Consider the following 26,019-nt stretch of genomic DNA (forward strand, 5'->3'; position numbering starts at 1 on the left):
TCCTAGTGGAGGAAGGATATTTTTTTCTGTCTAATTTATCTGCTGTACGATTTTTAAAAATTTATTTGCAGAGACTTCGCCAACCAGCTTGAGCTGATTAAGTTCTTTGCCTTGCTCATCAAAAAAGATAAAGGTTGGGGGAGCCACAACATGAAAGTAATTGAGGATGGCTTTATGTTCCGCAGTGTTTGCGGTGACATCGATTTTAATTACCGTAAAACGCGCCAAAGCTTCTTGTACACGAGGGTCTTTAAATGTGGTTGCATCCATCACCTTACAGGATGTACACCAGTCAGCATAAAAATCAAGCATCACCGGATTGCCTTTGGCTTCAGTTAACGCTTTTTTTATAGAGCTCAAGGTCTGTTCTTGTTGTGTTTTAATCGCAGTATTAACAGGAGCCGCATTTGCTGATTGGACTGTAGTTAAGGGTTGCAGCGGATTTGTTGCCCCCATGCTTGCTCCCACCAAAATCAAGAAACCATAAACCAGTAGGATGAGGCCCACTCCTTGATTGAATTTTTCACGATGGGTTGCTGAATAGGTAAGGGCGCCACTGTAGATTCCTGAAAAAATAAGCAAACTTGCCCATAACATCATACTGAACAAGGGGGGGGTGATTCGCGAAATAAGCACAATCGCCACCGCAATGAAAATAATACCAAACAATGCCTTGATGGTATTCATCCAGCTGCCTGTTTCAGGCAACCATTTGCCTGCAGAAGTACCAATAAGCAATAAAGGTGTACCCATTCCCAGGCCTAGAACAAATAAGGTAAGGCAACCTAAAAGAACATTCCCAGTTTGCGCAATGTAGGTTAATACCCCAATTAATGGCGCTGTAACACAAGGTGAAAGAATCAGGGTGGATAAACAACCCATGATCGCAGCCCCGAGATAGTGGCCTCCTCTTTGATTGCTGGAGCCGTGTATTTTTGCTTGCCAGGAATGCGGTAACTTGAATTCATAAAACCCAAACATGGATAAGGCTAACAGCAAAAAAATTAGGCTAAATACACCTACAGACCACGGTGATTGCATGCTCACTTGCAGATTGGATCCGAGTAAAGCGACAACTGCGCCAATGATTGAATAGGTAATCGACATACTCACTACGTAGCTTAATGAGAGAAAAAAGGCTTTTCGCGTAGTAATTTCCTTACCGTGACCCACAATAATCCCAGACAAAACCGGCACCATGGGCAAGATGCAGGGAGTGAATGATAAAAGCAAACCAAAGCCATAAAAAGTAATCAAAATGAGCAACCAATTGTGACTCGAAAAAACTTTTGTGATTCCCTCATTTTGCGTTTCTTCAGCAACCGCAGGTTGCGTATTGTTGCTTTGCTCCAGGCTTGCTTGGGTTAAAGCCAAACTGTCATCGATAGTTAACTGAATTGCTTGGGTTTCTGGTGCATAGCAAAAACCATCATCAGAGCAGCCTTGATAGTGTAAGTTCACCAAAGCTTTTCCAGGTTTATTGCCCAAAATACCTACTGGAATGGTGACGTGATTACGATAAACAGGATACACATGTCCTTGTTTATCTACTTTTTTCTCTGTAGAGGGGAACCGAAGGGTGCCTATTTGCACCGTACTGTTCGTTTTGGTCGTTAATTTAATTCGATCGCTGTAGAGAAAATAATTAGGCTTTATCTGGAAATTAATGGCAAATGTATTCGGATCCACTGTAGTTACATTGACTTGGAATACTTCTGCAGCAGGAAGAGGGGTTGCATGCAGAGCAAATGTGGTTATGCAACAAAATAACAATAAAAACCATTTTCTCATTCTGAAACCTTTATTATGATTATGACAATGAAGCCTGGGTAGAGCACAGCGAAACCCGGGATTAGAAATTCATCTAAAAAATTCCCGGGTTTCGCTGTGCTCTACCCAGGATACAGAATTTTACTGATATATACTGTAACTATATCAGAACATCGAGTGGTGTGAAAAAAATAAAATTAAAATTTTTTTTATTTTTACCCTTGAAACTCTCTTCCTTGTCCCCATATGGCTCTCAGTAACATTGCAAATTGACTTTTAAAGATTAATTAATCAGGAGATAGAAGCATGAAAATTCGTCCTTTACACGATCGAGTTGTTGTTCGTCGTATGGAAGAAGAACGTACCACAGCGGGTGGTATTGTTATTCCAGATAGCGCTACTGAAAAACCAATGCGTGGTGAAATCATTGCTGTTGGCGCCGGTAAGGTATTAGACAACGGTGATGTTCGCGCTTTAGCTGTAAAAGTGGGTGATATTGTCCTGTTTGGCAAATACTCAGGTACTGAAGTGAAAATCGACGGTAAAGAATTAGTTGTGATGCGTGAAGACGACATCATGGGTGTAATCGAGAAGTAATCGTTTCATTTAGGAGATAGAGATAATGGCTAAAGAATTACGTTTTGGTGACGATGCGCGTCTACAAATGTTAGCTGGTGTTAATGCATTAGCTGATGCAGTACAAGTAACTATGGGCCCACGTGGTCGTAATGTTGTTTTAGAAAAAGCTTATGGTGCTCCCACTGTAACTAAAGACGGTGTATCTGTAGCGAAAGAGATTGAATTTGATCAACGCTTCATGAATATGGGCGCACAAATGGTTAAAGAAGTTGCTTCTAAAACTTCTGATACTGCTGGAGATGGTACTACTACTGCTACTGTACTGGCTCGTGCGATTGTTGTTGAAGGGTACAAGGCAATTGCTGCGGGTATGAATCCTATGGATCTGAAGCGCGGTATCGACAAAGCGGTTGCTGCAATCACCAAAAAATTGCAATCTATGTCTAAGCCTTGCAAAGACAATAAAGCAATTGCTCAAGTAGGTACTATTTCTGCTAACTCTGATGAAGCAATTGGTTCTATTATTGCTAGTGCAATGGATAAAGTAGGTAAAGAAGGTGTTATTACTGTTGAAGACGGTAATGGACTTGAAAATGAATTATCTGTTGTTGAAGGTATGCAGTTTGATCGTGGTTATATTTCTCCATACTTCATCAACAATCAACAAAACATGACTTGTGAGCTTGAGCATCCATTCATTCTGTTGGTTGACAAGAAAATCTCCAGTATTCGTGACATGTTGTCTGTATTGGAAGGCGTTGCAAAATCAGGCCGTCCATTATTGATTATCGCTGAAGATGTTGAAGGCGAAGCTTTAGCAACTCTAGTTGTAAACAACATGCGTGGTATTGTTAAAGTATGCGCAGTTAAAGCTCCTGGCTTTGGTGATCGTCGTAAAGCAATGTTGCAAGACATCGCAATTCTGACTCGTGGTGAAGTAATTTCTGAAGAAATTGGCAAGAGCTTAGAAGCTGCTACTTTAGAAGATTTGGGTTCTGCAAAACGCATCGTAGTAACCAAAGAAAACACTACGATTATTGATGGCGAAGGTAAAGCGGCTGAAATCAATGCGCGTATTGCTCAGATTCGTGCTCAAATTGAAGAAACTACTTCTGATTACGATCGTGAGAAATTACAAGAGCGTGTTGCTAAACTTTCTGGCGGTGTTGCGGTTATCAAAGTGGGTGCTGCTACTGAAGTCGAAATGAAAGAGAAAAAAGCTCGTGTTGAAGATGCATTACATGCTACTCGTGCTGCTGTAGAAGAAGGTATCGTAGCCGGTGGTGGTGTTGCTTTAATTCGTGCCCAAAAAGCTCTGGATTCTTTGAAAGGCGACAATGACGATCAAAACATGGGTATCAACATTCTTCGTCGTGCTATTGAATCGCCAATGCGTCAGATCGTATCAAACGCTGGTTATGAAGCTTCAGTTATTGTAAACAAAGTATCTGAAAACAAAGATAACTATGGTTTCAATGCTGCGACTGGTGAGTTTGGTGACATGGTTGATATGGGTATTTTGGATCCAACTAAAGTAACTCGTATGGCATTACAAAATGCTGCTTCTGTAGCTAGTTTAATGCTGACTACTGAGTGCATGATTGCTGATTTACCAAAGAAAGATGAAGCTGCTGGTGACATGGGCGGCATGGGTGGAATGGGCGGTATGGGAGGCATGGGCGGCATGATGTAAGCCTCCTCTCAATTCCTATTCCTTTAAAAACCCGCCGTAATGGCGGGTTTTTTTATTTATAACAGATCCTACCCTAGAATTTTTGAAATGTATCATCCACAATAATTGAGAATTTATAAAGTCAGGAGTGATGATGGGAACAATAATTAAAAAGTTGGAAGTAGTTTTGGCCGATACATATGCTTTATACCTTAAAACGCAAAATTATCACTGGCATGTTAAAGGCGTGCATTTTAAAAGTTTGCATGAATTATTTGAAATGCAATATAAAGAATTGGCCGAAGCCGTGGATGCTATTGCCGAACGCATTTTAATTATGGGGCATAAGGCTCCTGCGACATTTACAGCACTAAATCAATTAAAGACAATTAAGGATGGTGATTCCAACTTCGATGCGAATCGAATGGTGAGCGATTTAGCTCAGGATCATGGCGCTTTGGTTAAGGATTTAAATGCAACAATTAAACTGGCTCAAGAGCATGGTGATGAAGGGACTGTGGCGTTACTCAGTGAACGCATTGCGGCTCATGAAAAAGCACGCTGGATGTTAAATGCCTCTACTGTTTAGTATTTTTCGAGATTATTGATATTCATCAAGCCCCGGTTAGGCGCAAAGCTCTAACCGGGAGTCGTTTAGGACCTTTGAACAGAAGGATTGCATTTGGCGCATCTTCTGTGAAAATAATGCTTGGGTAGCCTCATATATTGATATATGGTCCGTTTTATACGGTATTTTTTTTCAATCTGAACCAAAATAACTCCCCTCCCAGGATTGAAGCATACCTCATGCACGGTTAAGTCCCAGTTCTGAATTGTCGCATGTCTAGTGAGTACTCTTATTCGTGGTATCACCAGTATTGATGGTATTCGAATTACTAGTATTAGACTGTATTTGATTACTCGGATTTGACTTATTGATCATAATATGATCACCCTTTAAAATTAAATTCTCATTAGGGCTGCTTTTCATAACAATAATACTGATTCGACGATTTTCAGGGGCATATGGGTCTTTTAAATTTAGGAGCATCGTTGAACCAAAACCAGATACCCGTTTGACACGATCTGGGTTTAGCCCGGCTTTAATGAGTGCGCGGCGAGCTGCATTTGCTCTTTGGGTAGATAATTCCCAGTTGGTGTACTCTAATTCATCTGGATTATGGTAGGGATGAGCATCGGTATGTCCTTCGATTATAATTGCATTGGGAACGGTGCTTAATAGTTTGGCAATCTGTGCAAACATAGGGTCCATATTGGGGTTGAGCTTATCTGAACCCACATCAAACATAGATTGATCTTTATTATCAACTAATTGGATGCGCAACCCATTGGACACAATACGCATTAGTAATCGATTTTTTAATCCTGAAAGAGAAGGATCTTGTTGGATGCTTAAATTAATTTGTGATTTTAATTCTTCAAGTTTTTGGGTTTGCTCTTTATCTGATTGAATGACTTGAATGTCTTGGGCTTGTTTACTTTGCGTGGATGCCTTATCAGTTGTAGAAACTTGACCATTGGTGTCCTTGATATTGGGTCCTCCGCCTTTAAGATTTATTTGCTGATTGCCTACGTTTTTACCGCCAAAAAAAGTTATTTTCATTGGCTGTTTAAAATATTCCGCAATACCATCTTTTTGCGCTTTATTCAGTGATGCAATCAGCCACATCAACAAAAAGAAGGCCATCATGGCGGTAACAAAATCGGCAAAAGCGATTTTCCATGAGCCTCCATGATGCTTGTGTTGATTTTTTTTGATTTTTCGAATTATTGGGCTTGAACCCGCTTTTCCTTTACCACCATTGTCACTCATGCTGTAACCTCATTAACTCGGGGTAGGTTCAGCAGCAGAACCCTCAGCGCTGGATGAGGATGCGGCCGGTTTGAAATTTTTAATTTCGTCATTAAGCTGGGAGAAAGAGGGACGTTGACCCGAAAACAATACCTTACGCCCAAATTCAACGGCAATAATGGGAGGATTATTATGTAAACTCGCTAGAATTGTTGCTTTAATGCAGTGCAGCATCAACTGGGTCTGATTGGCATGATGTTCCATTGCTGATGCAACGGGACCAATAAAGCCATAACCGATTAAAATACCTAAAAAAGTACCTACCAGAGCATGGGCAATGAGTACTCCAAGTTCAGGCGGAGGCAAATTGATCGATTCCATCGTATGGACTACGCCAAGAACTGCAGCAACTATCCCAAAGGCAGGCATCGCATCAGCGAGTTTCGATAAGGCATTGGCTGGAATCATTTCTTCTTCATGATGTGATTCAATTTCCATGTCAATTAAAGCCTCAAGTTGGAACGGTTGCAGGTTTGAAGTGATGATCAATCTTAAGTAATCACAAATAAACTCAATCACATGATGGTTTTTCATTAACGAAGGATAAGTATTGAAAATAGGACTTTCTTCTGGTGAGTCAATGTCTGCTTCCAAAGACATCAATCCTTGCTGCCGCGCTTTATTCAGTAGATTGTATAAAAGGCCTAATAAATTAGTATTGTTCTCCTTCACGGATTTTTCACCACGAAATACTTTAGGTATGGCCTTTAACAGGGATTTTAAAACTGAGGCACTGTTTGCCACGATAAGTGAACCTATGGCAGCCCCAGCGATAATGAGCAGTTCAATAGGTTGAAAGACTGCTGCGAGATGGCCTCCAGCCAAAGCAAATCCTCCAAAAACACAGAGTAGTATGACTATATAGCCGATTATAATTAACATTTTTATTCGCTCTCCTAACCTCTATTTAAGATAATCGTGAACAACGCGACCATAAGGCAAGGTGAGATCGGTTAATAAATGGACTCCATTTACTATGCGTCGTATGGGAAGATTCGCTACCGGAGCCAAGGCATGGTGTGCTAATTGCAGTTGAGCTGGTCCTTGCCATGCACCTTTAACCACAACATCTTCAAGATAATACTCAACCAATTCACAAATTCGCACACTACCGTCCACATGAGGAATAATCTTAAGTAAATAATTGGGAGTACTCATTGATTCGGCAACCTTTTTTACATCTAGTGCTTCATATTTGTAACCCATAGTGGCTGTCGCGATACGACAAGGTCCATATTCTAAGGTACCTAACAAAGTTTCATGGACAACTTCCAGTTTGGGTTGGGCCAGTTTTTTAGGGAATCCCCATATTTCACGACCACCTGCTATGGGAGGGAGATCATCTAAAAACATTGCATGGGTGTAATTTCCCATTTTACCCTTGTAGCGAACAGGGATGACTTGCCCAGACTCGGTATAGTCACCAAATCCCGTGGAATCTGGCATCCGAATGAATTCGAATTTGACTAAAGGCTCTACTACCTCCAATGGGGCAGGAACTACTTCCCGCAACACATCCATGTCAGTTTCATAGGTAATTGTTAAAAACTCCCTGTTAATAAAACGGTATGGGCCACGAGGATAAGATGGACTGACGAGTGGCATGGCAAATGCTTGTTTTTTTACCTCTGCTTCATTCATTTTCAAACTCCGATTTTAAATGTTTGTTAGGTGACATATCGTAAACAGCAATCCCTGTTGTTTGAGAAACCTTTTGATTCCAAGGTGATTTTTTAATGGCTCTTCTTCCATCTAAGTAGCCATTATTTATGCGTTCTAAAATACTTTTTTGTGAAAATTCATAGTCTTTTGAAGAAAGCTCTGACTCATCGTACTCATATAAAAAACGAACCACAGAGACTGTAGATTGGTGTCCACGTCCGATACAAAGTTTTAGTTCTGGGTTTCCTCGTTCCTCTTCTGGAACATAGCGAGAGAGTATATGAATGGTATTCTTTAAAGCATGGATCTGTTGATACATGCTAATCGCCTGGGAAAACCGGCTGGAGTATTCTATATCTTTTTGTCGCTTCATCACTTCATCTAGAGAGGTTGGATACAAACCATAAGAGTCAAATAAGTGAATCGCAAAGCAAAGTAAATCGCGAGGGCATCGATTTACCGATAATACGTAAGTTGCTGGTGAGTTGCTGGAAATTCCACCATCCCAATAATATTCTCCTTCAATCTCAACAGCCGGAAAACCAGGGGGTAATGCACCACTGGCCATAATATGTTCGGGTCCGATTTTGGTATCTTGTGAATCAAAATACACCATTTCCCCTCTGCGAATTTCAACAGCGCCGATACTTAAACGAATTGATTTGGAGTTGATGCGATCAAAGTCGATAAATTGCTCCAGAGAGGATTTTAAGTATTGGGTATCATAAAAACTTATGGTATCGGGTTTGTCATAATATCCCATGAGCAAAGGAGGGAAACGAGGTGTAAAAAAGCCCGGTTGACCCCAAAGTAAAGCGCATTGAGCAGATAAAAAATGTTCAAGTTTTCGACTTTCACCATCATTAGGTAGAAGGTTAGGCTTGATGAAAGAGGGGGTGGCAATCTTTTGCCAAAATTGATACATTTTTTCGACGCGTACCCCAGGCGGGTTACCGGCTGCGATAGCTGCATTAATCGCGCCTATTGAGGTGCCAACAAACCAATCAGGGTCGTAACCGGCTTCATCCAAGGCATGTACCACTCCCACTTGATAGGCGCCTAAAGCGCCTCCACCTTGAAAACAGCAGGCAACATGTAGATGCTTGTTCGATTTACTTTTTTTTGTCCGGGCCATAGGACTACTCCATGAACCATCCGTGACTCACCACCAATGATTGACCTGTCAGCGCATTGGATGCAAAAGAGGCAAAAAATAATGCGGTTTGTGCCACATCATCTGTAGTAGTAAATTCGCCATCCACGGTATCCTTAAGCATGACGTTTTTAATGACTTGCTCTTCAGTAATTCCCAGTTCTTTAGCTTGTTCTGGAATTTGTTTGTCCACTAAAGGTGTGCGTACGAAACCTGGGCAAATGACGTTGGCTCGGACATTATGAGCAGCCCCTTCCTTGGCGACCACTTTACACAAACCAAGTAATCCATGTTTTGCAGTGACATAAGGTGCTTTCAATTTAGAGGCTTCTTTAGAATGGACTGAGCCCATATAGATAATACTGCCTCCCTTACCTGAGGCATACATATGTTTTAGTGCAGCACGAGTGGTTAGAAAAGCTCCATCCAGATGAATGGATAATAATTTTTTCCAATCCGAAAAAGCCAACTGTTCTAGTGGGCTGATAATTTGAATCCCAGCGTTACTGACTAACACATCCACGCCGCCAAAGTATTTTGCAACCTCATCAACACCTTTATTGACTTCATCTTCATTGGTGACGTTCATGGCAACTGCCATCGCTTCTCCACCCTTAGACTTTAATTCTTCAGCTGTATTTTGGGCTTGCTCGAGATTAAGATCGGCAATAGCAACCTTAGCTCCTTCTTTGGCATAAACAAGGGCGATTTCTTTACCTATTCCACTGGCCGCACCGGTAATTATTGCTACTTTATTTTTTAAGCGCATGATTACAATCCTTGTATTTTTTGGGTTAATGATCAATCGGTTAGGATTAACCTGAAATTCCTTTTAAAAAGTATAGCAATGGAAATTTGATATTGCTTTATATTATTAAGTTTTTTTATTGGTTAAAGAAAATTCCATAAAACATGTTCTAATTTTTTGCAGAAAAATAGTGTCTTTCACTTTGATTCATCATGAGAATAAAACACCCTTAACCTCAAAAAAGGTTAAGGGTATTTTGGATTGTATTAGTAATAGTAATAATTGTAACCAGGACGATAGTAGTGATGACGATAATAGTATGCTCGTCGGTCTTGATCTTGGCCGATTGCATTGCCTACTAATGCGCCAGCTCCGGCACCAATCACAGTTCCAACGGCACTGCCTCCAGTTACTGCATACCCTATACCAGCTCCTGCGGCTCCACCAGCAGCAGTACCCACTTGAGTGTTAGTGCAACCCCCGAGCATAAAAGCGGATAGACCAACAAAACATAAGGGAGCAATAATTTTTTTCATAGTGAACTCCTTTTTACAGTTTTCAGGACTTCTGCATTGATAAGGCAGATTCACGGCAGGAAAATCCTGGTTTCTTCATCTTCACTATGATTTTAGTACAAAAAAAAAATTTAATGTAAAATAAGTGATCATATTTTATTTTTGAATGCGGCTTTTTACGATCAGATTTTACTCTTACCCTCATTTTCCAGTAGTATTAGAAATATAAATAAAAAGAACAGAGGATTGTATGTTTAAAGGAAGCATTGTTGCTTTATTAACCCCCATGAAGAATGATGAAGTTGATGTTCCACGTTTACGGGAATTGGTCGAATTTCATATTGAAATGGGCAGTCATGGTCTTGTTGCGGCGGGTTCTACCGGCGAATCAGGTACTTTATCTCATGAAGAAAAGTTATTGGTCATTAAAACAGTCATAGACCAAGCAAAAGAGCGAATCCCCGTAATTGCTGGTACCGGTATGAATGCAACACGGGATTGTATTCAATTAACCCAGGAGGCGATGGAGTGTGGCGCGCATGCAGCATTAATTAAGACTCCTGCCTATATTAGACCGACCCAAGAGGGGTTATATTTGCATTACAGTCAAATCGCCAAAGCGGTCGCTATGCCTATTATTCTTTATAACGTGCCAACGAGAACGGCTTGTGATATGTTGCCAGAAACAGTGGCTCGACTTGCTAAGATTTCCAATATTGTGGGAATAAAAGATGCTACAGGACAGATGACGCGGTTACAGCAAATTTTACGTCTTTCAGAAGGCAGCATCGATGTATTTAGTGGCGATGATTTCACCGCAGCATCCTGGATGCTGGCTGGAGCTAAAGGAAATATTTCCGCAGCAGCTAACGTGGCTGCAAAATTAATGGCCAAATTATGTGATTCTGCTTTAGATGGTGATCACGCTGCATCCTTACGTATCAATGAACAGCTCGCACCTCTTTATGAATTATTGTTTATTGAAACGAATCCAATTGCGATAAAATGGGCCGCAAACAGAATGGGGTTAATGGATAACGAATTAAGGATGCCATTGACTTGTTTGTCTAAAGAGCATCATGAACCATTAGAAAAGATTATGAAAAGTTTGGAGTTGATTTAAGTGAAAAAATTGTGTTTTATTGTTTTTGTGGCGCTCGTACTCTCTGGATGCAGTCGTTATGCCAGTAATGGTGAGAGTCTTTATTTGAGCAGCCGTAATGGTCCTTCATTAGAAGTGCCGCCGCCGTTAACGAGAGCAAATATTAGTAATTTTTATGATTTGCCTCAACAGAACCAAGATGCACGTGTGAGTATCGCACCACCTGTATCATAGGGGATTTATTATGACACCATCAGAATCAGCTGAATTGCTCATTGTACAGGAATTATCACAGCGTATTGTGGATGCGCAACGCAAAATCAGGATTCTTGATAGTATCAAATGGGATGAATCAATAAAAAAGGAATTTTTTAAATATAAAGGTAAAAAGCTTCCCGCTGTTGATAAAGAATATTATGAAAAAAAACCTTTGCCTTTTGATGTCCACGAAAAACAAGAAGAGTTTCGGATTATTTTGCGCGACACCCAGAATCAACTCGGGCAATACTCTACCTTAACTCGTTTAATACGTCGCCAGTGCGAGGAATATAGTCGTGCCACCCAAATGCTTGCTGCGCGCGGCACTCCTGCATTTTCTGAACTGGCGATGGAATTGTATGGTAGCCCCAATGATGTGTTTTACGCAGGTGGCCCACGCATGTCAGAGATGGGTACTTTACTTTTTGATGTGTTAACAGGTCTTAGTGTTCAATTACAATCTGAAGCGGATATCAAGCGTTATACCCCAGAGCAGGCTCAGGAAATTTTGCAATCGCGTTTAGGGCAGTTTTTTGATAAACACCCTGGCAAAGTAACCGTCATGGTCAGCGACGAAATGATTGCAGATGCCTCTGCTGGTGCGGACAATATTAAATTAAGCCAGCAAGCGATGTTTAGTGATCGTGACCTTCGTTATCTTGAAGTACATGAGGGTTGGGTTCACGTTGGGACCACCTTGAATGGTTCGATGCAGCCCAATTGTTTTTTTCTTTCTAAGGGTTCTCCTTCGAGCAGCGTCATTCAGGAAGGTTTGGCAGTGATTACCGAGATAGTTACTTTTTCTTCTTATCCCAGTCGGATGTTAAAGATTACCAATCGTGTTATTGCATTGGATATGGTGACGCAAGGGGCTGACTTTCTGGATATTTATAATTATTTTATGGATTGTGGTTTGAGCGAAGAGGACAGTTATAACCAATCGGTACGTGTTTTTAGAGGAAGTACACCAACAGGTGGTCCTTTTACCAAAGATTTATCTTATGCCAAAGGTTTTGTATTAATTTATAATTACATACGTTTTGCAATCAGTAAAAAGCATGTGGATTCGATTCCCTTATTATTTACTGGCAAGTTGGTTTTGGATGATTTGCCTTTACTCACTGAACTCAAAGAGCGTGGCGTTTTAACCAATCCCGTCTATCTTCCTCCTCCATTTCAAGATTTAGCGGCTTTAAGTGCATGGATGAGTTTTTCTCTATATTTAAATCAATTTGATTTGAATGAGATTCAAAAGAATTTTCGATTCTTGATTGTTTAAATGTTCCGTCATTCCATGAGTAGCCTGGATGCGTGCAAACAGGCTACCGTTTTTAAGGTTAAGCGTTATACGCTACCGTTTCCAAGAGTTCAATTGGTTCTTCTTTTTCCCGTTGTGGCGTGAAGAAACGATGAGCGAGTCCATAAGTTAAATGAGGCTTCGCTTGTTCTTTTATTGTTTTTGCTAACTCAGAATATTCATCTAAGAGCAATTGAGCCTGATCTTTAATGTAAGGATCACCCGATTTATTGATCATATTCATATAATGGGCTGCTTTTTTTAGATCGCTCGCATCATTTGAGTTGCCTAAAACTTGCACCATAACCAGCATCGCGTTAGTACACCCTAAGTTAGCTGCTTGGCGCATGGTTTGTTTGTATTGAGAAGAAGTAGGTGGATAAATATGAGCTAAATGGTATAAAGCCATAGGGTTATCTTGAGCTAAAGCCATCATTTTAGGTAAATGTTGCACTACAGCCTGTTTCAAAACAGGATCATTAGGTGTTTGATGTAATTGCTTTACTAATGCAGCAAATTCATTACTTGAAGTGGCCATATCCTACCCCCCCTAACTTTCATTACATTCACTTGTAGGATAAAAGATGAAGGTTAAGACAAAATTAAGGGGGGAGTGCTTTACGATTTTTTTACATTTTCCAATGCAGCCCATCCCAAATGAAATAACATATGGGACAAAATCGCAGCAATAAGTCCATACTTCCAAAATAGATATCCAAAAAGCACGGATTGGTACAAACTCAGTATAATTATAGAGTAAATGAAACGGCGGCTTCGGGTACAACCGGCAGCAAGGTAAATTGGAATTTGGCTAACTGCATAAATTAAGCCGCTAATAAAAATTGAAATCCAGATAAGCAAATTGGGAAATTGTTTCGTAAACAGCAAGGCAAAAAAAGTAGCAAGATTCAATAATCCCCAGCGTCCAATGACTTCCTCAACCACACCGCCATAAAGAACACAGCCATCAACACCAAGAACGGTACGAATATTGGCCATGATTTGCATATTTTTTTTATCGATGAGGCGTGCAATCAAGCCATAAAAGAGTACTAAAAACACCATTAACCCAAAAAAGGCATACAATACGGTAGGCAACATGATAGGAAGTAATGCTTTTACATGGGTGGTTCCTTGTAAAAGTCCTTCAAGTAGGGCGTCATGTAACCCGGTCATAGGCGATAACATCGCACCGGCAAGACTGAGGATAAAAACCATCAATAAAGTTTGCAAAATGGCAAAATAGCTTATTCGTTTTTTCAACGCTTCAGAGTTATCAGGCAATAAAAAAAAGATTAAACGTTTTATTGCGATGAGCACCCCGGGAATGGATAAGCAGAACAAAACAGTAATTAAAGGCCAATTGATTGTCATTTTTCATCCTTAAATAGTACTGAGTAGAAAAATCCGTCCATACCTTGTTCCCCTGGCAAAATTTGTTGGCCATGACCTGTTGCATGTCCCCAAGTCCTCGGCTCTTTTAATTGGATGCAGTCAGGGTGAGCAGCAACAAAATTTGCGATTTGTTGTTCATTTTCTACCGACATTACGGAACAGGTTGCATAAACCAGTAAGCCACCTTTGGCTAACAAAGGCCATAAACAATTCAGCATATCACGCTGTAGATTGGTTATAGTAACAATTTCTTCGTTATTGCGTAATAATTTGATGTCAGAGTGACGGCGGATAACCCCTGTGGCGGAACAAGGCGCATCCAGTAAAATGCGGTCAAAGAGCTGCCCATCCCACCACGAAGAAGGAGTTAAAGCATCTCCCTGAACTAAAGTTGCCTGTAAATTAAGCCGGTTCAAGTTCTCTTGAACACGTTTTAATCGTTTGCTATCCACATCCAAAGCAATACATGCCGCCAGGTTGGGCTCCTTTTCTAAAATATGACACGTCTTACCTCCAGGTGCGCAACAGGCGTCAAGAAGACGTAATCCTGGTTTTAAAGACAATAGAGAAGCTGCCAATTGTGCTGCGCCATCTTGAACCGAGACGCTTCCTTCTGCAAAAGCGGGTAATTGATGTACATCACAGGGTGTGTTTAAAGTAATTCCTTCAGGTGCTACAGGATGGGGTTCGGCAGCAATCCCTGCACGGTTTAAAATCTGCAGGTATTCTTGAACCGAATTTTTTTGGAGGTTCACTCGTAAGGTCATAGGAGGATGTGCGTCATTTGCTTGAGCTATTGCTTGCCAGTCATTCGGCCAATCCACTTGCAAGCGCTCTACTAGCCATTGGGGTTGGCCATGTTGAAACAAAGGATCTTTGCTCAAACGGCTGATGATTTCTTTTTGTTGACGACAGAAGTTGCGCAATACGGCATTAACCAAACCTTTAGCCCAAGGTTTTTTGATTTTTTCGAGCAAAGCAACAGTTTCTTTAACTACCGCGTAATCAGGTTGCTGCATGAAGTGTAATTGATAAAGACCTATCAGTAATGCCACCCAAATTTCGAGTTCTTTGGGTCTTTTCTGCAGCAAACACTCTGCAATGGCTTGCAAACGTAAATAATGGCGGCAAAAGCCAAAGCAGATTTCTTTGGTCATGGGGGAAACTTCAGTTGCCGACATTAGTTGGGATAAGGATGATTTTTCAGCGAGCAAGCGTGTTAAAATTTTTAAGGCATGCAATCGTTCATTTTTGTTCATTAAAACACATATCCTACGCGCGCTTGTGACTTAGAGGAATTTAACCAATCGGCTATAGAAATTACTTTACCTCCAGGGAACTGAATTTTTTCTATAAGCAACCCTTGGTCGCCTGTCGCAACTAACATGCCCTTTTTATCAAGGTGAACTACTGTACCTGGAGCTTGTTGCGCTTGCAACGCAACAATTTGCGCTTGGTGAATCCGTAAAATTTCATGCTCAAAGGTTGTATAAGCGATTGGCCAGGGATTGAATGCGCGAATGAGTCGATCAATTTCTATTGCAGAGTGCTGCCAGTTGATGCATGCATCTTCTTTATTAATTTTGTGCGCATAGGTCGCTAATTCATTATTTTGAATTTCAGGTTGAATGGTTTGGTTGGCTAATTCGTCCAAAGTTTGCAATAAAGGCTGAGCGGAGATCTGGGCTAACTTGTCATGTAAACTTTGTGCGGTTTCTGATGCACTGAGGGAACAACTTACTTTACGAAGCATTGCTCCGGTGTCCATACCCACATCCATTTGCATTATAGTTACCCCCAGTTTCAGTATCACCGTGAAGAATTGCCGATTGAATTGGAGAGGCACCACGCCATCGAGGTAACAAAGATGCATGCACATTAATACAACCTAAGCGTGGAATATCAAGAACTGCTTTAGGCAGAATTAACCCGTAGGCAATAACAATCATGACATCGGGTTTTAATGCGGCGAGCTCAGATATTGCCTCAGGGTTTTTAAAATTCAGGGGTTGATAAACGGGAATATTTTGCGTCAAAGCCCATTCTTTTACTGCCGAGGCCTGAAGTTTGCGACCACGTCCGGCAGGTCGATCGGGTTGAGTATAAATGGCTTGAATATGATGTTTAGAATGCAGTAAGGCATCAAGACAAGGCAAGCCAAATTCTGGGGTTCCAGCAAAAATAATGTTCAGTTGACTCATGGTAAGTACTCAAGGTAAAGGGGCACTCAGTATGGAGGAACGGCCGTAACCGTCCACCTGGATTTTTATATTTTTGTTTTTTTACAGGACATATCTTGAGAATGCCTAGTAAACAGTGCAGCAAATTATTTTCGTGCGTGTTGGCGTTTGAACTTTTCAAGTTTTTTGCGGGCCATGGCTTTTTTTAATGGAGAAAGCAGATCGATAAATAACTTGCCATTCATATGATCAATTTCATGTTGCAAACATTCAGCGAGCAGGCCATCGGCCTTAATTTCAAAAGGTTTTCCATTTCGGTCCAAGGCAGTTACGGTAACTTTTTCTGCGCGGGTCACGGTATCATAAGCTCCAGGAACAGAAAGACAGCCTTCTTCAAATTTTTTTGCACCCTCAGAGGCAACGATTTCAGGGTTGATAATCACGATTTGATTCTGCTTATCCCCTTCAATATCAATCACTGATAAACGTAAGCTCACCCCAATTTGCGGTGCAGCAAGTCCAACACCACGGGCGTCATACATGGTCTCAAACATGTCGTCAATTAACGTTTGCAATTTATCATCAAAATGAACAACAGGTTTTGCTACATCTCTTAATCGAGCATCAGGTAAATATAGAATCGTATGAATAGCCATCGTTTATCTGGTTCTCTGCGTAAAAATCATGTTATATTATCCTCCATATATTGCAATGCTGCAAGATCGTAATAGGCTACGTGGGATCTAAAAGTCTTGATGAGCGGTCGAATCACGCAAGATATTCCAACAAAGGATTGACTCTGATGAGATTTATTCTCTTTATAATCTTCTTTTTCTTTTCTACATTGAATTATGCTCTAAGCTTACGCACAGATGCTCCTGAGCGTTATGTGGTTCAACATGGGGATACTTTATGGAGCATCGCCAGTCGTTATCTGCATAATCCCTGGGAATGGAAAGAGCTTTGGCATGCCAACCCTAAAATAAAAAATCCCAATCGATTGTATCCTGGAGCGGTTCTGGTTTTAGCCTATTACGAAAATAAACCTTACCTCAAAGTACTCTCGAACGGCACTATCAAATTATCACCTAAAGCCCGTCCTATGCCCTTAGAGGACCCGGTGCCGCCAATTCCCCTAAATGAAATCAAGCCTTTTTTAAATGAATCCCTGATTTTGGATCAGGATGTCCTCAGTCGCGCTCCTTATATTGTTGCTTTAGTAGGGGAACATATGATGGGTGGCCAAGGCGATCAAGCTTGGGTTCAAGGGCTGCATCCTTCTCGAGAATTACCTACTGGGGGTATTCCCGCTTATTCTATTTTTAGAGGGGGAAAAAATTATGAGCATCCCAAAACCAGGGAGCTCTTGGGATATCGAGCAGATTTAGTAGGGTATGCTGAGTTAGTTGCGGGAGGAGAACCTGCCACCATTTTATTAACCAGTATTAATGAAGGGATTAAAGTTCAAGACAGTGTTTTAATCAATGATAGTCCTGAGTTTAATTTACTTTTTGAACCTAAAGCGCCTCGATTTCTCGTGCGGGGATTTATTATTGATATGCCTGATGGGATGCCCAATGGGAATGTCCAGGAGGCAGTGGGTGGTGTGGTAGTAATCAGTTTGGGAGCACGTGAAGGATTGGAAGCAGGAGATGTACTGGGAATCTATAGAGATTCAGGTACTGTCAGTGACCCTAGAAATAAACTGTTTCCTATCAAATTACCGCCTGAGCGTATTGGCGAACTTATGGTGTTTCGCGTATTTACTAAAACCAGTTTTGCCTTAATCGTTCGTTCTACTCGCGCTGTTTATTTATCAAACTTTGTGACTAATCCATGAATAATTTATCCTACTACCTCGCATTAAATCGAATGGAAAGAGTGGGGCCGCGTACGGTTGCAACATTGCAAAAACGCTGGCCTGATCTGCAACAAATGTTCCAACTCTCAGCAAAAGAGCTTGAAGATGCGGGACTATCTCCTACTTTGGCACAAACCATAGCGGGTTTTGATTTGCATTTGATTCAAGAAGATCTCAGCTGGCTAGAGGCTGCTGATACGCATCATATACTGACTTGGGATTCGCCTGACTATCCCGCCTTATTGAAGGAAATTATCGATCCTCCTATCGTTTTGTACGTTAAAGGACAGCTTGCCTGCTTAAAACAACCTAAATTAGCTGTGGTAGGCAGCCGTAATCCAACGATAACTGGCAGAGAAAATGCCCGCCAATTTGCAAAAGCTATCGCCTCGCATGGAGTGACCATTGTCAGTGGTTTAGCTTTAGGAATTGATGCTGAGGCTCATGAAGGATGTTTGGAGGCCGGAGGACAGACAATAGCTGTTTTAGGGACCGGAATTGATCGGATTTATCCCTACCGACATCAGTCACTTGCGCAAAAAATTGAGCAAGTCGGGCTATTAATGAGCGAATTTCCTCTAAAAAGTCCTCCGACTGCTGGACATTTCCCACGAAGAAATCGTATAATAAGTGGTTTATCATTGTGCACTTTGGTTGTTGAGTCAGCAATAAAGAGTGGTTCTTTAATCACAGCACGAATGGCCCTGGAACAAAATCGAGATGTTTTGGCAATTCCTGGTTCCATTCATAACCCCCTGGCTCGAGGGTGTCATTACCTGTTGCAGCAAGGAGCTAAATTAGTCACTTCAGTTGCCGATGTTCTTGAAGAGTTGCGGATTGATTCAGAACAGCAAACAACTGATAAAGCGATTTTACCTCTTGCCAGCGGGAATAAAAACCTAGTAAAGTTCATTGGCTTTGAAATGACAACTGTTGATCAGATCATTTTACGTAGTGGATGCACCGTTGAGCAAGTCACTAGTGAGCTTGCAAAATTAGAATTAAATGGGGCTGTTGTATCTGTGCCCGGTGGCTATATGAGGTGTTAGTATATGAAAGATAACTTATTTGAAATGTTATTGAGTTTATTTGAACAAAGTCTTACCCAACTGCAAAAAAGCCATAAAACCGCTGATCAGGATGCAACGGAACTGAACGATGAAGAGAGTTTGGCTTCGGAAGAACAAGTTTTGTATTTGAAGTTACAACAACAAACATCAATGCGAGTATTTACTTACGAAGAGCAAATGAAATTGACTAAAGCCAGTTATCAATTTCTCATTCGTATGAAACAATGGAAAATTCTTAATGAAGAATCATTTGAAATGATTATGAATCAATTGCAATTTTCTGACTCGCGAATCGTGACGCTTCAAGAAACTAAATGGACAATTAGAAATACTTTAGCCAGTACTTTGAATGAAGAACAATTGGCTTTTCTTGATTTAGTTCTTTATCAATCAGAAGATCAATTGACATTACATTAAAAGATCATCTATTCCTATACTACTAGAAGTTGTTGCTATTTCATATTCAGCACCAATCCCCCATTTTTTTCTGCAATAGGGGATATTTGGTGGCTTAAGGATGAAGTGAAAAGGATAAGGTTAACGTTACTATGAGTAAACATTTGGTGATCGTTGAGTCACCCGCCAAAGCGAAGACGATTCAAAAATATTTGGGCAGTGACTATGAGGTTGTTGCCTCTTATGGACATGTTCGTGATTTGCCAGCACGCAAAGGATCGGTTAATCCCGATCAACACTTTGCTATGACTTATGTTCCGATTGAGAAGAACTCAAGACATATCGAAACCATTGCAAAAATGCTGAAAAAATCAGATTCCTTATTACTGGCAACGGACCCTGATCGCGAAGGCGAGGCCATTTCTTGGCATATTTATGAATTAATGAAAGAAAAAAATCTAACCAAGGATAAACCGATTCATCGGATTTTTTTCAATGAAATCACCAAATCAGCAATTCAGGATGCAATCAATCATCCCCGTTCAATTTCTATGGATTTGGTAAATGCCCAACAAGCACGACGCGCGTTAGACTATTTAGTGGGTTTTAATTTGTCTCCGCTGTTATGGAAAAAAGTCAGAAGAGGACTGTCAGCGGGTCGAGTACAAAGCCCGGCACTGCGGCTTATTGTCGAGCGAGAAGAAGAAATTGAGCGTTTTGTACCTCAAGAGTATTGGAAGATTTTGGCTCAATGCCTTCATACTAAGGTGTCTTTTGAAGCCCGGTTGACGCACTTCAAAAATGAAAAATTACAACAATTTACCGTAAATAAAGAAGATCAGGCACAACAAATCAAAGAACATTTGCTGCGTGAGGCACAAGGATATTTACAGGTCAGCCAAATTGAGAAAAAGCAACGTAAGCGTAAGCCTTCACCTCCGTTTATTACCTCAACCTTGCAACAAGAAGCAGCACGAAAATTAGGTTTTACTGCGCGAAAATCAATGATGGTCGCCCAACAATTGTATGAAGGGATAGATATCGGGACAGGAACAGTGGGTCTTATCTCGTATATGCGTACCGATTCGGTAAATTTATCGACGGAAGCAATAGAGGAAACCCGACAGTTTATTACAGAGCGCTATGGTGCCGACAATTGTCCTTCAAGTCCAAGAATTTATAAAACCAAATCCAAAAATGCTCAAGAAGCCCATGAGGCGATTCGACCCACATCGATTAAGCGTACGCCTGAAATGGTGCAATCGGCTTTGACCGCGGATCAATACAAACTCTATAGTCTTATCTGGAAACGAACAGTAGCTTGCCAAATGGCCGATGCAATCCTTGATACGGTTGCTGTGGATTTAAATTGTGGGGAAGGGAACATCTTTCGTGCGAATGGTTCTACCATCACTTTTCCTGGCTTCCTCTCTGTATACGAAGAAGGTCGTGATGATACCAAAGACGATGAAGGTGAAGGTTCATTACTCCCGGCATTCGTTGTTGGTGAAAAGGTTAAGGTACAAGACATCCAGGCCAATCAACATTTCACTGAGCCGCCTCCAAGATATTCTGAAGCAACTTTAGTTAAGGCATTAGAAGAATACGATATTGGCCGCCCATCAACCTATGCGTCCATTATTCATACCTTACAACAGCGTGAATACGTGATTGTAGATAAGAAAAGATTCTTCCCAACCGATGTTGGCCGTATTGTGAATCGTTTCCTGACTGGTTATTTTACGCGTTACGTAGACTATAAATTTACCGCTGAGCTTGAGGACACATTAGATGCGATTTCGCGTGGTGAAAAAGAATGGATTCCCGTTTTAGAAGAGTTCTGGAAACCTTTTGTACAACAAATAGAAACTACGGATCAACAGGTACAGCGTAAAGATGTCACTACGGAAGTTTTGGATCAACAATGTCCTAAATGCGGAAAGCCACTGTCCATAAGATTGGGTAAACGAGGACGATTTATTGGATGCACAGGTTATCCGGAATGTGATTACACGCAGGATATTGCCGGCCAAGAGCACGAAAAAAATGAACCCGAAGTGGTTGAGGGAAGAGCTTGTCCTGTGTGCTCCAGTCCATTACACATAAAAAATGGGCGTTATGGCCGCTTTATTGGTTGCAGTAATTATCCTCAATGCAAGCACATGGAGCCTATAGAAAAACCAGCTGATACGGGTGTGGAATGTCCCAAGTGTCATGAAGCAAAAATTTTGCAGCGTAAATCAAGAAAGGGCAAAATTTTCTATTCTTGTGGCAATTATCCTAAATGCGATTATGCTTTATGGAATGAACCGATCAACCAACCGTGTCCCAAATGCAATTGGCCGATTTTAACGGTAAAAGAAAGCAAAAAATTTGGTCGACAAATTCTTTGCCCACAAGATGGTTGTGGTTACTCTGCCAAGGATGAAGAAGAATAATTCAGTGGGACAAGCTAATCACCTGTCGCTGCTGCAAATCCTGGGTTACTGCTTTTGCTTTCACCCAGGTTGCAGTGGTTTAGATCAATAAAAATCAATTGTAGTTGTCGTTACATCCAGAGGACCGACAGGATAAGAATAAACGGTTACGGGTTGTACAACCGGTGTAACAGCAGGCCGAACAACAACGGGTCTGTAGGATACTACAGGTTTATAGGTGACCACTGCTGGTGCATATGCTGGTGTGTAGTATACCGTGTTACAACAACATCCAACCATCAAAGCCATACTTCCTAACAGAATAATCCATTTCATTATGAAGCCCTCTTAGTGGATTCTTACGAAAAGTGTAGATTATTTAAACAATAATATCCAGAATTGATCAGCTTGCGTTTTGTTTGTTGAGTGGCGCTCGAAAGCGAACAAAAAAATTTACCCTCTCCCGTTCTCGGGAAAGGGAGTAGGGGACTAATACAAACTCATTCTTCCTGTTCATTTTGAATCGGTATATACTCATCATCTTCTATTAGAAAATAACTCAAACAGGATGTAGTGATGTTAGACAGGACTATTGTAGTTGATGAGCAATTTATAAATCGAGTCCAACAAGCAGACTTTCCAAAACCCAATAGTATAATGAGTCCAGAAACGGCGGAATTGGATAAGAAAACTGCCATAGAGCTTTTTGATTCGCAAATCAAATCCCGTCTCCTTGATTTGATCGCCAGGCAGCTTAAGGAAAAAGGGTTGTCTTTTTATACCATAGGCAGCAGTGGACATGAAGGAAATGCGGTTTGGGGACAGGTTTTTCGTCCCGATGATATGGCATTTTTGCATTATCGGAGTGGCGCCTTTTACTTACAACGTGCTAAAAAAATAGAGGGCACTGATGGGGTTAGGGATATTTTACTGTCTTTGGTTGCCGCAGCAACCGATCCCATTTCAGGAGGACGCCATAAAGTTTTTGGAAGTGTTCCTTTAAATATTCCGCCACAAACCTCAACTATTGCATCGCATTTACCCAAAGCCCTGGGCGCTGCCTTATCGATTACTCGTGCAAAAGAATTAAATACCCCCAGCAATTTACATCCGGATTCGGTGATCATTTGCACGTTTGGTGATGCCTCGACCAACCATGCATCGGCACAAGCTACCTTGAATTCTTGCTCATGGATTGCACAGCAAAATTATCCTTTACCCATTGTATTTATTTGTGAAGACAATGGCATAGGAATTTCTGTGCCCACCCCCTCAGGCTGGATAGAACGTTCCGTCAGTGCTCGACCTGGTTTGCATTATATTGCGTGTGATGGTTTGAATCTCGCTGATGCTTATGCCGCGGCACAAGAAGCAGAATATTTGGCACGTGTAAAAAAGCAGCCGGTTTTTTTGCATATGCGCTGTGTGCGTTTGCTAGGGCATGCAGGTTCCGATATTGAATCCCAATATTGTACCCCAGAAGAAATAGAAGCCAGAGAGGCCCAGGATCCTTTGCTGCATACGGCAGGCATTCTCTATCGCGAAGGCTGGATGAGTATTGCGGACATGCTGAGCCTTTATCAAAGTAATAAAGATTTGATCCAAGCCAAAGCGGTCGACGCAATAAGGCAGCCTAAACTCTCCAGTGCTGATGCAGTGATGTCGTCGCTAATCCCTTCGGTAGCTAAAAAGCCAGCACTTCCTCTTCCCAGTGAGGAGCAACGAACCCAAGTTTTTGCCAATGCGTTCCCGCAATTAGCCCAGAAACGAAATTTATGCCAACAAATTAATTTTGCTTTGACTGATTTAATGATGCAATACCCCAACCTGTTGGTATTTGGTGAAGATGTAGGTAAAAAAGGGGGCGTATATCGAGTCACTGCGGATTTACAGGCGCGGTTTGGACAACGGCGAGTATTTGATACCCTTTTGGATGAGACTACGATTTTAGGTACCGCCATTGGCTTGGCTCACAATGGATTTATCCCGGTTCCAGAAATTCAGTTTTTGGCTTATTTGCATAATGCCGAAGATCAGCTGCGCGGGGAAGCCTCCACCTTATCCTTTTTCTCCAGTGGTCAATATCAAAATCCCATGGTTCTGCGTATTGCGTCGCTGGCTTATCAGAAAGGATTTGGGGGCCATTTCCATAATGATAACTCCATTGCCGTACTCCGCGATCTACCCGGAGTGATCGTTGCCTGCCCTTCAAATGGCCCAGACGCTGCAAAAATGTTACGTACTTGTGTACGTATGGCTTATGAGGAAGGTAGGGTCATCGTCTTTTTAGAGCCAATCGCGTTATACATGACGAAAGACTTGCATGAACCGGGGGATAATGGGTGGCTTTTTAATTATCCTGCGCCTGATACGGTGATTGCGCCAGGGGAGGTGGGTGTCTATGGAGAGGGGACCACGGTTATCTTAACCTATGCTAATGGTTATTATTTATCACGACAAGCTGCAAAGGTCCTGCAGGAAGAACATCATATTTCCGTAAAAATAGTCGACTTACGATGGCTTAGTCCCTTACCTGTCGAAGGGATTTTGAAAGAAATCGCCAAAGCGAAAAATGTATTAATTGTAGATGAGGGCCGACAAAGTGGTTCGGTCAGTGAGGGCTTGATGACTTTGTTATTAGAAGAGGCCTCAACGAGTTTAAAAATCAAGCGAATTACCGGTAAAGATTGCTTTATTCCCTTGGGTAATGCCTGGCAATATTTATTACCCAGTAAAGAAAGTATTATTGAAGCCGTGATTGCGTTACAGTCAGATAAAAGGGAGAAAGAAAGTGGACGACTTGTTGTTTCTTGATGAGCAGTTGAATGGTGATGAGCGCATGATACGCGATAGCGTCGCGCGTTTCGTCAGCAATGATGTAATGCCTTTGATGGCTGAGTCTTTTGAACACGCTCAATTTCCACGAGAGCTTATTAAAAAATCCGCCGAATTGGGGTTATTGGGTTTGACTTTGCCCGCAGAATACGGTGGTGCTGAAGCGTCTTATGTTGCGTACGGTTTAGTTTGCCAGGAGTTAGAGCGCGGTGATAGCGGCTTACGTAGTTTTGTTTCCGTGCAAAGTTCTTTATGCATGTATCCTATTTTTCGTTATGGTTCTGAAGAGCAACGCCTACGTTTTTTACCCGGGATGGCTGCGGGTGAGATTATCGGTTGTTTTGGTTTGACTGAACCTGATTTTGGTTCAGATCCGGCTGGGATGAGAACCACGGCGAAGAAAGTGAAGGGCGGCTGGACTTTGAATGGTGCTAAAATGTGGATCACCAATTCACCCATCGCTGATATCGCGATTGTTTGGGCAAAAACCGAAGAGGGGATCCGTGGCTTTATTGTGGATGCTCACTCTGAAGGATTACGTCGCCCTGAAATCAAATTAAAAATGTCACTACGGGCTTCAAATACTGGGGAGTTGGTGTTTGATGATGTTTTTGTTCCCGATGAAAATTATCTTCCTGGAAGTGACAAAGGTTTGGGTGCGCCTTTAAGTTGCTTAAGCCAGGCGCGGTATGGCATTGCCTGGGGCGTGATGGGGGCTGCAATGGCCTGTTTCGATATAACTCGAGATTACCTGTTAGAGCGTAAGCAATTTGATAAACCTTTAGCATCATTCCAGCTTATTCAAAAAGACCTGGCAGATATGTATACTGAAATTATTAAGGCACAATGTCTTAATTTACAGATAGGCCGAATAAAAGATAATCATCGCGAGAATCCGGTGATGATTTCTCTTGCTAAAGGCAATGCCTGTCGAGAAGCATTGAATATTGCGCGAAAATGCAGGAATCTATTAGGAGCAAATGGTATCAGCCTTGAGTACCATGTGATTCGTCACATGCTTAATTTAGAATCAGTCTTTACCTACGAGGGTACGGACAATGTCCATACGCTAGTACTAGGAAAACATATTACAGGAATTAATGCTTTTGCTTAAATCAGGCAGCAAACGGTTAAGCACCAGGATCAATGACTTAATGTAACCTGGAAATTGGATCCAGGTTACTTTTTGTTCTATAAGTTATTGGCATCGCTAGGGTTTAACAGGAGTTCTTTCTC

Annotated in this window: 24 protein-coding genes and 1 pseudogene; 12 read left to right on the forward strand and 13 right to left on the reverse strand. The window is 41.5% G+C overall.

Translation table 11 applies throughout. From position 1 onward, the window contains the following. Positions 1-30: 30 nt before the first annotated feature. A complete protein-coding gene (gene dsbD, locus EL022_RS06580; RefSeq protein ID WP_028381155.1) occupies positions 31-1,791 on the reverse strand; it encodes a protein-disulfide reductase DsbD in 1,761 nt (586 codons plus the stop codon). Positions 1,792-2,076: 285 nt separating this feature from the next. Here dsbD and groES point away from each other — a divergent pair, with 285 nt between their 5' ends. The 3 genes from groES to EL022_RS06595 all read left to right on the forward strand — a co-directional run bounded on the left by groES (position 2,077) and on the right by EL022_RS06595 (position 4,610). Continuing rightward, positions 2,077-2,367 (forward strand): co-chaperone GroES, encoded by a 291-nt coding sequence (gene groES / locus EL022_RS06585; protein ID WP_028381154.1) that lies wholly within the window; start codon positions 2,077-2,079, stop codon positions 2,365-2,367. Positions 2,368-2,392: 25 nt separating this feature from the next. Then, the gene (gene groL, locus EL022_RS06590; RefSeq protein ID WP_028381153.1) at positions 2,393-4,042 is read left to right on the forward strand and encodes a chaperonin GroEL; all 1,650 of its coding nucleotides are present in this window, start codon (positions 2,393-2,395) and stop codon (positions 4,040-4,042) included. A 133-nt stretch (positions 4,043-4,175) separates the two neighbouring features. After that, positions 4,176-4,610, forward strand: a complete 435-nt coding sequence (locus tag EL022_RS06595; protein WP_028381152.1) for a Dps family protein — start codon at positions 4,176-4,178, stop codon at positions 4,608-4,610. Positions 4,611-4,865: 255 nt separating this feature from the next. On the opposite strand, the gene motB is transcribed toward EL022_RS06595, so the two are convergent. The 6 genes from motB to EL022_RS06625 all read right to left on the reverse strand — a co-directional run bounded on the left by motB (position 4,866) and on the right by EL022_RS06625 (position 9,993). Then, complete coding sequence (gene motB, locus EL022_RS06600; RefSeq protein ID WP_065235785.1) at positions 4,866-5,855, reverse strand: flagellar motor protein MotB; 990 nt, start codon at positions 5,853-5,855, stop codon at positions 4,866-4,868. A 12-nt stretch (positions 5,856-5,867) separates the two neighbouring features. Continuing rightward, positions 5,868-6,776: a flagellar motor stator protein MotA gene (motA, locus tag EL022_RS06605; RefSeq protein ID WP_028381151.1), complete on the reverse strand. Its 909-nt coding sequence runs from the start codon at positions 6,774-6,776 to the stop codon at positions 5,868-5,870. 21 nt (positions 6,777-6,797) lie between these two features. Continuing rightward, entirely contained in the window at positions 6,798-7,535 is a 738-nt protein-coding gene (locus EL022_RS06610; RefSeq protein WP_028381150.1) for an acetoacetate decarboxylase, read from the reverse strand. Continuing rightward, positions 7,528-8,691: a patatin-like phospholipase family protein gene (locus EL022_RS06615; protein WP_028381149.1), complete on the reverse strand. Its 1,164-nt coding sequence runs from the start codon at positions 8,689-8,691 to the stop codon at positions 7,528-7,530. Before EL022_RS06615 ends, EL022_RS06610 begins: the two co-directional genes overlap by 8 nt. 4 nt (positions 8,692-8,695) lie before the next feature. After that, entirely contained in the window at positions 8,696-9,478 is a 783-nt protein-coding gene (locus tag EL022_RS06620) for a 3-hydroxybutyrate dehydrogenase (protein WP_028381148.1), read from the reverse strand. A gap of 245 nt (positions 9,479-9,723) precedes the next feature. After that, entirely contained in the window at positions 9,724-9,993 is a 270-nt protein-coding gene (locus EL022_RS06625; protein ID WP_028381147.1) for a glycine zipper domain-containing protein, read from the reverse strand. A 229-nt stretch (positions 9,994-10,222) separates the two neighbouring features. Here EL022_RS06625 and dapA point away from each other — a divergent pair, with 229 nt between their 5' ends. The 3 genes from dapA to EL022_RS06640 are packed head-to-tail and all read left to right on the forward strand — an operon-like array spanning position 10,223 to position 12,611. After that, a complete protein-coding gene (gene dapA, locus EL022_RS06630) occupies positions 10,223-11,095 on the forward strand; it encodes a 4-hydroxy-tetrahydrodipicolinate synthase (RefSeq protein WP_028381146.1) in 873 nt (290 codons plus the stop codon). Next, positions 11,096-11,308 (forward strand): hypothetical protein, encoded by a 213-nt coding sequence (locus tag EL022_RS06635; RefSeq protein ID WP_028381145.1) that lies wholly within the window; start codon positions 11,096-11,098, stop codon positions 11,306-11,308. It abuts the gene before it with no gap. A gap of 10 nt (positions 11,309-11,318) precedes the next feature. After that, the gene (locus EL022_RS06640; RefSeq protein ID WP_028381144.1) at positions 11,319-12,611 is read left to right on the forward strand and encodes a flavohemoglobin expression-modulating QEGLA motif protein; all 1,293 of its coding nucleotides are present in this window, start codon (positions 11,319-11,321) and stop codon (positions 12,609-12,611) included. Positions 12,612-12,669: 58 nt separating this feature from the next. Here the strand turns inward: EL022_RS06640 and EL022_RS06645 are convergent, their stop codons facing one another. The 5 genes and pseudogenes from EL022_RS06645 to def all read right to left on the reverse strand — a co-directional run bounded on the left by EL022_RS06645 (position 12,670) and on the right by def (position 16,860). Beyond that, on the reverse strand, positions 12,670-13,167 hold the full coding sequence (locus tag EL022_RS06645; RefSeq protein WP_028381143.1) for a hypothetical protein: 498 nt from the start codon (positions 13,165-13,167) through the stop codon (positions 12,670-12,672). A gap of 80 nt (positions 13,168-13,247) precedes the next feature. Beyond that, positions 13,248-14,003, reverse strand: coding sequence for a hypothetical protein (locus EL022_RS06650; RefSeq protein WP_028381142.1), 756 nt, complete (start codon positions 14,001-14,003; stop codon positions 13,248-13,250). After that, on the reverse strand, positions 14,000-15,283 hold the full coding sequence (gene rsmB / locus EL022_RS06655; protein ID WP_028381141.1) for a 16S rRNA (cytosine(967)-C(5))-methyltransferase RsmB: 1,284 nt from the start codon (positions 15,281-15,283) through the stop codon (positions 14,000-14,002). The genes EL022_RS06650 and rsmB overlap by 4 nt, the downstream gene beginning before the upstream one ends. Next, a pseudogene (fmt, locus tag EL022_RS06660) lies at positions 15,283-16,225 on the reverse strand (methionyl-tRNA formyltransferase). The gene rsmB and the pseudogene fmt overlap by 1 nt, the downstream one beginning before the upstream one ends. Positions 16,226-16,350: 125 nt before the next feature. Further along, on the reverse strand, positions 16,351-16,860 hold the full coding sequence (gene def, locus EL022_RS06665; protein ID WP_028381139.1) for a peptide deformylase: 510 nt from the start codon (positions 16,858-16,860) through the stop codon (positions 16,351-16,353). Positions 16,861-17,006: 146 nt separating this feature from the next. On the opposite strand from def, the gene EL022_RS06670 reads away from it, so the two are divergent. The 4 genes from EL022_RS06670 (at position 17,007) to topA (ending at position 21,969) form a co-directional block, all read left to right on the forward strand. Continuing rightward, on the forward strand, positions 17,007-18,044 hold the full coding sequence (locus EL022_RS06670) for a LysM peptidoglycan-binding domain-containing protein (protein ID WP_028381138.1): 1,038 nt from the start codon (positions 17,007-17,009) through the stop codon (positions 18,042-18,044). Further along, a complete protein-coding gene (gene dprA / locus EL022_RS06675; protein ID WP_028381137.1) occupies positions 18,041-19,114 on the forward strand; it encodes a DNA-processing protein DprA in 1,074 nt (357 codons plus the stop codon). The genes EL022_RS06670 and dprA overlap by 4 nt, the downstream gene beginning before the upstream one ends. 3 nt (positions 19,115-19,117) lie before the next feature. Beyond that, the gene (locus EL022_RS06680) at positions 19,118-19,552 is read left to right on the forward strand and encodes a DUF494 family protein (RefSeq protein WP_028381136.1); all 435 of its coding nucleotides are present in this window, start codon (positions 19,118-19,120) and stop codon (positions 19,550-19,552) included. A gap of 131 nt (positions 19,553-19,683) precedes the next feature. Next, positions 19,684-21,969 carry a type I DNA topoisomerase gene (gene topA / locus EL022_RS06685; protein WP_028381135.1) on the forward strand — a complete coding sequence of 762 codons (2,286 nt, stop codon included), beginning with the start codon at positions 19,684-19,686 and terminating at the stop codon, positions 21,967-21,969. Positions 21,970-22,053: 84 nt separating this feature from the next. Here the strand turns inward: topA and EL022_RS06690 are convergent, their stop codons facing one another. Continuing rightward, the gene (locus EL022_RS06690) at positions 22,054-22,284 is read right to left on the reverse strand and encodes a hypothetical protein (protein WP_028381134.1); all 231 of its coding nucleotides are present in this window, start codon (positions 22,282-22,284) and stop codon (positions 22,054-22,056) included. Positions 22,285-22,524: 240 nt separating this feature from the next. Between EL022_RS06690 and EL022_RS06695 the strand changes: the two genes are divergently transcribed. Both EL022_RS06695 and EL022_RS06700 read left to right on the forward strand, forming a co-directional pair. Further along, the gene (locus EL022_RS06695; RefSeq protein ID WP_028381133.1) at positions 22,525-24,762 is read left to right on the forward strand and encodes a thiamine pyrophosphate-dependent enzyme; all 2,238 of its coding nucleotides are present in this window, start codon (positions 22,525-22,527) and stop codon (positions 24,760-24,762) included. Further along, positions 24,740-25,897 (forward strand): acyl-CoA dehydrogenase family protein, encoded by a 1,158-nt coding sequence (locus EL022_RS06700; protein WP_028381132.1) that lies wholly within the window; start codon positions 24,740-24,742, stop codon positions 25,895-25,897. The genes EL022_RS06695 and EL022_RS06700 overlap by 23 nt, the downstream gene beginning before the upstream one ends. Positions 25,898-26,019: the final 122 nt, after the last annotated feature.

Source organism: Legionella cherrii, from assembly GCF_900635815.1.
In the GTDB taxonomy this organism is placed as follows: Bacteria; Pseudomonadota; Gammaproteobacteria; order Legionellales; family Legionellaceae; genus Legionella; species Legionella cherrii.